We start from the raw sequence: 8,248 nt of genomic DNA, 5'->3' as shown, positions 1-8,248 counted from the left end.
GAATGTGGGAGGTGTTCGGATAAAGTCGATAATCAAGGGTATTATTACGATTCCATTTGAACCCTTGGGGTTTGTTGAAATGGGATCGGGATTCGCATAAGATAAAGCAAATGGCACCCGTTGCAGCGGGTTGGCCAACTCCCAAACACGTTTGTAGCGTGAGAAGTGGCCGTCTTCGCATTACGCGGAGGCGGCTATTTTTTTGAGTACAAGATTAGACAGTTAGACAAACATCTAAATATCGAGTATAGTGTGCGCGTCATGAGAGATGATGAGAGGAGGTCTTATGCCGGGAGAGGGTTTTAAGGCGCTTGCCGATCCAACGCGACGGCGCATTTTGGAGTTGCTGCGCGAGGGCAATTGCACGGCGGGGGAGCTTGCCGAGCATTTCGATATCAGTAAGCCATCGCTGAGCCATCACTTGGCGACGCTCAAAAACGCCGGGTTGGTGACCGACGAGCGCCATGGCCAAAACATCGTATACAGCTTAAACACCACCGTCATGCAGGATTTAATTGGCTGGTTTATGGGCTTTACAAACACGGAAGGTGATAAGGATGAATAACGAAAACAAGGGCATTCACCCCACGGGGGTATCGTCGCGCGTGTGGATTGCGCTGGTTGCTCTGTGCGTCGCCAATGTCGTAGCGCACCTCATGGTGATGCCGAGCTTGCCTGCGCAGATTCCCACGCACTGGGGAGCGAACGGCGCCGTCGACGGTTGGGGCCCTAGCTGGATGGCCTCCGCGCTCGGCGTGCTGCCTCTGGCACTTCTTGCAATGTTCTGCGTGGTGCCGCGCATCGATCCTAAAGGTGAGGCATATCGAACCTCGGGCAAGTTCTATCAGGGCTTCGTAATCGCCTTTACCTTGTTCATGTGTGCCGTAAGCTGGCTGGGAGAGCTTACGGTCTGGGGCGTGGTGCCGGCGGTCGGTTCGGTCAACGTGCTGATTTCCGGTGCTATCGGTTTGCTGTTCATCGGCGTAGGCAACTACTTGCCGCGTGTGAAGCAGAACTATACGCTCGGTATCAAGACGCCTTGGGCGCTTGCCGATCCCGAGAACTGGCGCCGTACGCAGCGCTTTGGCGGTGCCTGCTTTATGGTGCTGGGTGTTGGCCTGATTGCGATGGGCGTGGCAGGTGCTGTGCTTTCGAATGAAGTCGTCGCCGCGGTGATTGCGGTTCTGGCGTTTGGTTCGGTCGGAGCCGTCTACGTCTACTCGTATCTGCTGTGGCGCAAATCTCAGCGGGCTGTTCGTTAAGGTTGCGGAAAACTAGCGTACGCAGTTCATGGTATGTTCTGGGGGATTTTTCCCAGGTAGTATTAGGGGGTATGGGCAACCATGCCCCTTTTTCGTTACGTTTCAGAGCTAGTTTTCTCATTTCGTTTCCACTAAAGCGAATCAAGAATAGGGAAACAACAGGTAGAAAGGATAAAACAGACAAATGGCGGAGTTTATCTACCAGATGTATCAGGCTCGCAAGGCCCATGGCGACAAGGTAATCCTTGACGACGTGACCCTGAGCTTCTACCCCGGTGCCAAGATCGGCGTCGTGGGCCCCAACGGTATGGGCAAGTCGACCCTGCTCAAGATCATGGCCGGCATCGAGGAGGTCTCCAACGGCGATGCCAGGCTTACCCCCGGCTACACCGTGGGCATCCTGCAGCAGGAGCCGCCGCTTGACGACGACAAGACCGTCATCGAGAACGTGCGCATGGCGTTTGGCGACATGATCGCCAAGGTCGATCGCTTCAACAAGATCGGCGAGGAGATGTGCGATCCGGACTGCGACATGGACGCCCTCATGGCCGAGATGGGAAAGCTCCAGGACGAGATTGACGCCGCCGACGGCTGGGATATCGATTCCAAGCTCGGCCAGGCCATGGACGCCCTGCAGCTGCCCGATTCCGACATGCCGGTCAACGTGCTCTCTGGCGGCGAGCGCCGCCGTGTGGCCCTGTGCAAGCTGCTGCTCGAGGCTCCCGACCTGCTGCTGCTCGACGAGCCCACGAACCACCTGGACGCCGAGTCGATCCTGTGGCTCGAGCACTTCCTGCACAACTACCAGGGCGCGGTGCTTGCCGTCACGCACGATCGCTACTTCCTGGATAACGTTGCCGAGTGGATCTGCGAGGTCGACCGCGGCCACCTTTATCCCTACAAGGGCAACTACTCCACGTATCTGGAGACCAAGGCTGCCCGTATCGAGGCGCAGGGCAACCGCGATGCCAAGCTCGCCAAGCGCATGGAGGCCGAGCTCGAGTGGGTACGCAGCTCGCCCAAGGCTCGCCAGGCCAAGAACAAGGCCCGTCTGGCTCGCTACGAGGAGATGGAGGCCGAGGCCCGCGCAAGCCAGAAGCTCGACTGGACTGACATTCGCATTCCTGTGGGCCCGCGTTTGGGCAACAAGGTGCTCGAGGCCCATCACCTGCACAAAGAGTTCGATGGCCGCGTGCTTATCGACGACCTTTCGTTCACCCTGCCGCGCAACGGCATCGTGGGCGTCATCGGCCCCAACGGCGTCGGTAAGACCACGCTGTTCAAGACGATTGTGGGTCTGGAGCCGCTGACTTCGGGCGAGCTCGAGGTGGGCGAGACCGTCAAGATTTCTTACGTCGACCAGAACCGTTCCGGCATCGACCCCGATAAGAACCTATGGGAGGTCGTCTCGGACGGCCTGGACCACATGATGGTCGGCGAGACCGAGGTTCCGAGCCGCGCTTATGTGGCGAGCTTTGGCTTTAAGGGCCAGGACCAGCAGAAGCGCGCTGGCGTACTTTCCGGTGGCGAGCGCAACCGTCTGAACCTGGCGCTTACGCTCAAGCAGGGCGGCAACCTGCTGCTCCTCGACGAGCCCACGAACGACCTCGACGTCGAGACGCTGTCCTCGCTCGAAGCGGCGCTGCTCGAGTTCCCGGGCTGCTCGGTGGTCATTAGCCACGACCGTATGTTCCTGGACCGCGTCGCCACGCACATTCTGGCGTGGGAGGGCACCGACGAGAATCCGGGCAACTGGTATTGGTTCGAGGGCAATTTCGAGGCCTATCAGGCCAACCGCATCGAGCGCCTGGGCGAGGACGCAGCCCAGCCGCATCGTATTCACCGCAAGCTGACGCGTGATTAGTCGAGCTCAGGTGACCTAACGAGAAAGGGACGATAACCTTGAGGGTTATCGTCCCTTTTTGTTACTTGGTAGAAGGCTCGACTTTATCGATGGTCCAGGCGGCTCCGAGACCGCCGGTGGTGTTGCGGCGGATGCGAACGGTGACTTCGTGGCGCTCGCCGGCCTGCGTGTAGCGCAGGGGGAAGCTTGCGCGGTTTCGCGCGGCCTCGATGGTACCGCGCTCGCGGGCAATCCAATAGTACTCGCCGACGATGCCGAGCGTGTCGGCGCCGTAGGGGAGATAGGTCGACAGCTGGTGCAGAAGCGGGCCGGGGCAGAAGACCTCGGTTGCGAAATCGACGGGGAAGTCCTCGGGGATGGCGGGCGCTGCGGGTGCGGGGGCCGGTGCTGCAGCGGGGACCGGAGCCGGTGCGGGTGCGGGAATTTGGTCGCAAGCAGAGGTGGGCACGGATTCGATGGCGGGTGCGGGCTCTAGCGTCGTTTTCGGCTTGATCGTAGAATCTGCGGGCTTCACGGTGGCGGGCGCGTCTGCAGCTGCAGTTTCAACCTCAACCTGCGTCGCGTTCTCGTTCCCGACGCTCGGCTTTGCCTCGATGGGCGTGGATGCCATGGTGGTGATGCCGGCGTTGGCGTTCTCGGGGTCATAGACGACCGTGAGCGAGATGGCGGGCTGCGGCGTCTCGGGCTTCGGCGCCGACTCGGTAGCGCCTTGATCGGCGGGCTCGTTGGGTTGATCGTCCTCAGTCTCGTCGCTAAAGACACCGCTGTTTTGGTACGCAGGCGTCTCGGGTTGGTTGGTGGCTTCTTCGGTTGTCGACTTGGGAGCCTCGTCGAGCTCCGCAGTGGCTTCCTGCTCGGATATGACTTTGGCGTCGGTCGTGGCGGCGATTTCGGCTTCGGCTTCTGCTGTTACCTCAATAGTGACTTCGAGCTCGGGCTCGGGCTCAGGCGCAGCTTCAACTACGGGTTCGGGACGCTTAACGTGCTTGGGGCGCACAGCCTTGAGGTCCTTCTCACCGCGCTTTTTCTTTTTGTAGGACTGCTTAGCGCCCTTGGCGGTCTTGGGCTTGTCCTCGCCCTTGGCAAGGGCGGCATCCCAGGCCTCGTTGGCGATGACGGTGGCATACAGGCGACCGCCCTTAAAGACGGTCAGCTTAATGCAGTCGTCAAGCTCTTCGAGCAGCTCGCGCGTGGATTCGAAGCCCAGGTCATAAGCGGTCATGTCGCCAGCGGCGAGCGCCTCTTCGACCTGCGTCATAAACGTTTGCTTGCCGCATCCAATCGCATCGCGCAGCAGGCGATACAGATAGATGTGGTTGCCCAGTGAAAGCGTGGGCCTAACTATTGTCTTGCTCATGGCAAATCTCCTCTTTACACATGTAAAGCATCTTACCGTCGCATGGCGCTCGCCATGGCGGCGCCCAAGGCAAACGGGCGCGAACCGCTGTCGATTCGCGCCCGTTATACAGGTCGGTTATCTATGAGAGGCAAATGTGCCTAGTTGCCCGATGTCGCGCCTTGGCTTGAACTGTCAGATGCCGTGCCGGACGCGGTTCCGCTCGAGCTGTTGGTGTTGCTGTTGTCGGTAGATCCCGTACTCGGTGTATTGCCATTCGCCTGGTCGCCCGTGCTCGGTTGAGAGCCGTCAGTCGTTTGGCTTGAGTCGGTCGTGCCGGATTGCGTACCGCTGTTGGCCGTAGAGGAATCGGTGCCCTGCGATTGGTTTTGGGTGTTCGAGGACGAATTGGCAGAGGCAGAACTGTCTTGCGTGTCGTCCGTCTGTGCCTGCTGATCCTGCGACTGGGTGTTGCCATTTGCATCGCTCTCGGTCGTGCGCGACGACAGGATTGGCTCGGGACGCTCGCCCAGACCCTCACCGGCAGTGGTGATAAGGATGGCGCCGGCGCAGGCGATGACCGCGACGATGGCGATGGCGATCGAGAAGACGATGACCTTCTTTTGCGTCTGGCTGCGCTCTGCTGCCGCCTTGGCGCGCAGGCTGTCGGGGGCGACGCGCGCCGTGGTCGCGCGCCCCGCAATTTGGCGCATCTCCTGCGTAGTTGCGGCGCCGCCCAAGTGCTCCTCGGCATTTAACTCAACGGGCTCATAAGCACCGGCGGGGTAGTTGTCGGCGGCGTGCGTACCTTTGAGGGCTTCGGCGCTGGCAGAGATAAAGTGGCGGTAGACCTGCGAGGACACAACGGTGATGACCGAGCTCACGGCGGCACCAATTACTGAACCAGCGATGCCGATCTTGGAAGCAAGCGCGACGCTCGTGGCGGCAGCTGCGGCGCCGGCGATGATTTGGGGAATGGAAATGTCATCGAACAGGCCCTTTTTGGGCGCGATGGCCATGGTCTGTCCGATGGAATGGTTCTCGTGCACGCCGTTGTTGAGCGCGGCCGGTGTCATGACGCGCGTGCGCGGCGCGTCGGTGTACTTGGTTGCCATACGGGGTCCTCCCGGTGTAAATCTGCTTCGTTTCGTGTAGCCATCAGGGTACCCACCAGATGTGAATCGTACGTGACATTTAACAGATACCATCAACTCATCAAGGGGGCCTGCTGTCTTTGGTGCAATAGCTTGATGCTAAACTGGATTTATGTTTGCGAGGTGGTTTACGTGATGTACCCGTATATGACATTCGAAGATGGAACCGAGGTCATTCATTCTGACCTGATTACAGATGGCGATATCGAAAAGGTTATCGTGCATTTTGAGCGACCGACGGCAGAGGGCTTCGACTCCGCTCGTTGTGAGTTGCCTTCCTGTTCGTGGACTGACTGGGAAGGGCATTTTACTCAGAGTGAAAAACGAGCTTTCGAAGAGTGTCTGAGCAAATAATTTAGATTAGTTCGAGTTTAGTTCGAATAAAGAAGCTGAATGCGATGACCTAAAGCGTATGCATTTTTAGTATTAGATGCGTATGAAATGGAGGATGTGAATGGATGAGCTAATAGACTTTAAAAAACGATTTCTCAAGAATGGCGAGCTGGTTTCAATTCCAAAAAAGGAAAGCTATAAAAGAATCATGCTGCTATGGGCCGTCTCTTTCTTTGAATTAAATACAAGTTATACGGAGCTTCAGGTTAATCGTGTGCTGTCACAGCTCTATCCTGATTATGCCGTGTTGAGGCGGTACTTGGTTGATTATGGATTCCTATTAAGGGATGAACGAGGCCTGAAATACGAGGTTAATCGTGATGTTCACGGTATTGAGAGCTAGCCGTCCGGTTCGGGTCCTATATATTGCTAGAGGGATAAGCGAAATAGGCAATTGGTGTGCGAATATTGCTTTGCCAATGCTGATTTACGAGGTAACTCACGATGTTTCTGCAACTGCTTTGATGGTCTGCTGCAGATTTGCCCCCTCTCTGTTTTCAGTTGCGCTCGCGCAGCTGCCTCAGAAGATGGGTATCGGGACACTGCAGGCCATGAGATTGGCAGACTTAATTCGCGCGGGATTATTCGTTTGCTATATTTTTGTTGATAGTAAATGGAGTATGTTTGCTATTACGTGCGCGGTATCGCTTTGCCGAACGGTAGAAATGCCCTGCTTTTACTCGTTGTTAAGAGCCAATACGAATAGTATCAATCGCGACGTAATTAATAATTCGTTTGGGTTCCTGCAGAATTTGATGATGGTTCTGGGGCCAGTTGCCGGCGGTTTTGTTGTCGCTCAATTTGGGGCGGAGGCTGTTCTTGCATTAGACGCGCTTTCTTTTGCCGCGTCGTTCTGGTTGCTGCGAGATGTTCCGTCGATTATCGAGGTTAATGATAAAGAGGGAATAAGCAAAAATGAAAAAAACAGGACTGCATTTAGTGATCTTAGCGCGAAGCACTTGGCAATTGGTTTCCTATTAATCGATATTTCTAGTGGCGTGGCATTCGGCTCTCTGAATTCTCTTTTGCCAGCTATAGCGCAATTGCAATTTGACTCGTCATCGATACAATACGGATTCCTTCAGAGTAGTCTTACAATCGGACTGTTGTTCGGAAATACAATATATGGTCGTTTAATCAGTGGTTCCGATTGCGTTAAATCATATTGTTTTGTGACGTATCTTGCGCTCGGTGCGTATCTGGCGTTTGGCTATCGCTATGCGTCTGGGATATCGTTTATTTTCCTTTTTATCGTCGGTGCCGGAAACGCCATTCAAGATGTGCTTCTCATAACATCGCTGCAGGATTTGGCGAGAGACGGATCTGAATCGATAAGCCTGTTTTCAATTAGGGAGTCTTTGCAATCGGTTGCTGTTGTTATTTCAACACTTCTTGTTTCGCTGTTCACGAGCATCGCGATGTTCTCAATTCTCGTTACAGGACTTGGTGTATTTTCAATTATGATGGTAGTTGTGTTTCAATTGAATTATTTGCGAAAGATGTGACGTTGATATGCCTAAAACGCTTTTAGTATTTCCCCCAGGATGGAGTCCAGTGGGGCCGTATCTTGCCTTGCCTGTTTTGAAGTCATATCTTCAAGAGGTTGAACAATACAAAGTTGACATTGTTGACTTAAACGTGGAATTTTACGATGACCTCCTATCTTTTAGACATGTCGAAGAGTGCTGTAAAAGGTATCGGGAATCAAAGGATTCGTTTAGTTCGAATGTTAAACTAAACAGCATAACAGTTAAAACACACGGAGGATGCAGCAATGAAACTGATTATTTCAAATGTATCTGGCATCCCCATATACGAGCAGATTAAACAGCAGATCAAGGCGGCTATTTTATCTGGCGAGCTTCAAGCCGAAGAAACTTTGCCCTCCCTTAGAACACTTGCCAAAGACTTAAAGATCAGCGTCTTAACAGTGACAAAGGCATACACAGAATTAGAGCAAGAGGGCTTTGTTAAAAATGTGCAGGGGCGTGGATGTTTCGTAATGGGGTCTGGTTCAGAACTGATTAAGGAGCAGCTTATTTGCAAAGTAGAAAACAATCTCACCGAAGCAATAAAAGCTGCAAGAATGGCAAATCTATCCACAGAGGAATTACATCGCCTTTTGGACATTTTAACGGAGGTAAAAACAGATGACTAATTATTTAGAGGTAACGAATCTTTCAAAATCTTTGAAAAAATTGGTTGATTTCCGATCTCAGCCGAACACATTGAGCAAATA

At 54.6% G+C, this 8,248-nt stretch carries 8 protein-coding genes; 6 read left to right on the top strand and 2 right to left on the bottom strand.

Annotated features, from left to right (window positions below; genetic code table 11):
• Positions 1-286: 286 nt before the first annotated feature.
• The 3 genes from DXD56_RS09765 (at position 287) to ettA (ending at position 3,126) form a co-directional block, all read left to right on the top strand.
• On the top strand, positions 287-565 hold the full coding sequence (locus DXD56_RS09765) for an autorepressor SdpR family transcription factor (protein ID WP_022094448.1): 279 nt from the start codon (positions 287-289) through the stop codon (positions 563-565).
• Positions 558-1,262 (top strand): SdpI family protein, encoded by a 705-nt coding sequence (locus DXD56_RS09760; RefSeq protein ID WP_117641067.1) that lies wholly within the window; start codon positions 558-560, stop codon positions 1,260-1,262. Before DXD56_RS09765 ends, DXD56_RS09760 begins: the two co-directional genes overlap by 8 nt.
• 184 nt (positions 1,263-1,446) lie before the next feature.
• Positions 1,447-3,126: an energy-dependent translational throttle protein EttA gene (gene ettA, locus DXD56_RS09755; protein ID WP_055251458.1), complete on the top strand. Its 1,680-nt coding sequence runs from the start codon at positions 1,447-1,449 to the stop codon at positions 3,124-3,126.
• Positions 3,127-3,187: 61 nt separating this feature from the next.
• Here ettA and DXD56_RS09750 read toward each other — a convergent pair whose 3' ends face one another.
• Together DXD56_RS09750 and DXD56_RS09745 are read right to left on the bottom strand one after the other, a co-directional pair.
• Positions 3,188-4,483 (bottom strand): hypothetical protein, encoded by a 1,296-nt coding sequence (locus DXD56_RS09750; RefSeq protein ID WP_117641066.1) that lies wholly within the window; start codon positions 4,481-4,483, stop codon positions 3,188-3,190.
• 140 nt (positions 4,484-4,623) lie between these two features.
• A complete protein-coding gene (locus DXD56_RS09745; RefSeq protein ID WP_117641065.1) occupies positions 4,624-5,577 on the bottom strand; it encodes a hypothetical protein in 954 nt (317 codons plus the stop codon).
• Between the two features lie 493 nt (positions 5,578-6,070).
• On the opposite strand from DXD56_RS09745, the gene DXD56_RS09735 reads away from it, so the two are divergent.
• The 3 genes from DXD56_RS09735 (at position 6,071) to DXD56_RS09725 (ending at position 8,167) form a co-directional block, all read left to right on the top strand.
• Positions 6,071-6,352: a DUF2087 domain-containing protein gene (locus DXD56_RS09735; protein WP_055251466.1), complete on the top strand. Its 282-nt coding sequence runs from the start codon at positions 6,071-6,073 to the stop codon at positions 6,350-6,352.
• Positions 6,330-7,514 (top strand): MFS transporter, encoded by a 1,185-nt coding sequence (locus DXD56_RS09730; protein ID WP_117641064.1) that lies wholly within the window; start codon positions 6,330-6,332, stop codon positions 7,512-7,514. The genes DXD56_RS09735 and DXD56_RS09730 overlap by 23 nt, the downstream gene beginning before the upstream one ends.
• A 269-nt stretch (positions 7,515-7,783) precedes the next feature.
• On the top strand, positions 7,784-8,167 hold the full coding sequence (locus DXD56_RS09725) for a GntR family transcriptional regulator (RefSeq protein ID WP_015564335.1): 384 nt from the start codon (positions 7,784-7,786) through the stop codon (positions 8,165-8,167).
• Positions 8,168-8,248 lie beyond the last annotated feature (81 nt).

It is taken from the genome of Collinsella sp. TM06-3, assembly GCF_003436395.1.
GTDB lineage: Bacteria > Actinomycetota > Coriobacteriia > Coriobacteriales > Coriobacteriaceae > Collinsella.
This window is presented reverse-complemented; position numbering and strand designations above follow the sequence as displayed.

Coding starts and splice junctions, on each gene's coding strand:
- DXD56_RS09765 (WP_022094448.1), top strand. CDS start 287: ATGCCGGGAGAGGGTTTTAAGGCGCTTGCCGATCCAACGCGACGGCGC.
- DXD56_RS09760 (WP_117641067.1), top strand. CDS start 558: ATGAATAACGAAAACAAGGGCATTCACCCCACGGGGGTATCGTCGCGC.
- ettA (WP_055251458.1), top strand. CDS start 1,447: ATGGCGGAGTTTATCTACCAGATGTATCAGGCTCGCAAGGCCCATGGC.
- DXD56_RS09750 (WP_117641066.1), bottom strand. CDS start 4,483: ATGAGCAAGACAATAGTTAGGCCCACGCTTTCACTGGGCAACCACATC.
- DXD56_RS09745 (WP_117641065.1), bottom strand. CDS start 5,577: ATGGCAACCAAGTACACCGACGCGCCGCGCACGCGCGTCATGACACCG.
- DXD56_RS09735 (WP_055251466.1), top strand. CDS start 6,071: ATGGATGAGCTAATAGACTTTAAAAAACGATTTCTCAAGAATGGCGAG.
- DXD56_RS09730 (WP_117641064.1), top strand. CDS start 6,330: ATGTTCACGGTATTGAGAGCTAGCCGTCCGGTTCGGGTCCTATATATT.
- DXD56_RS09725 (WP_015564335.1), top strand. CDS start 7,784: ATGAAACTGATTATTTCAAATGTATCTGGCATCCCCATATACGAGCAG.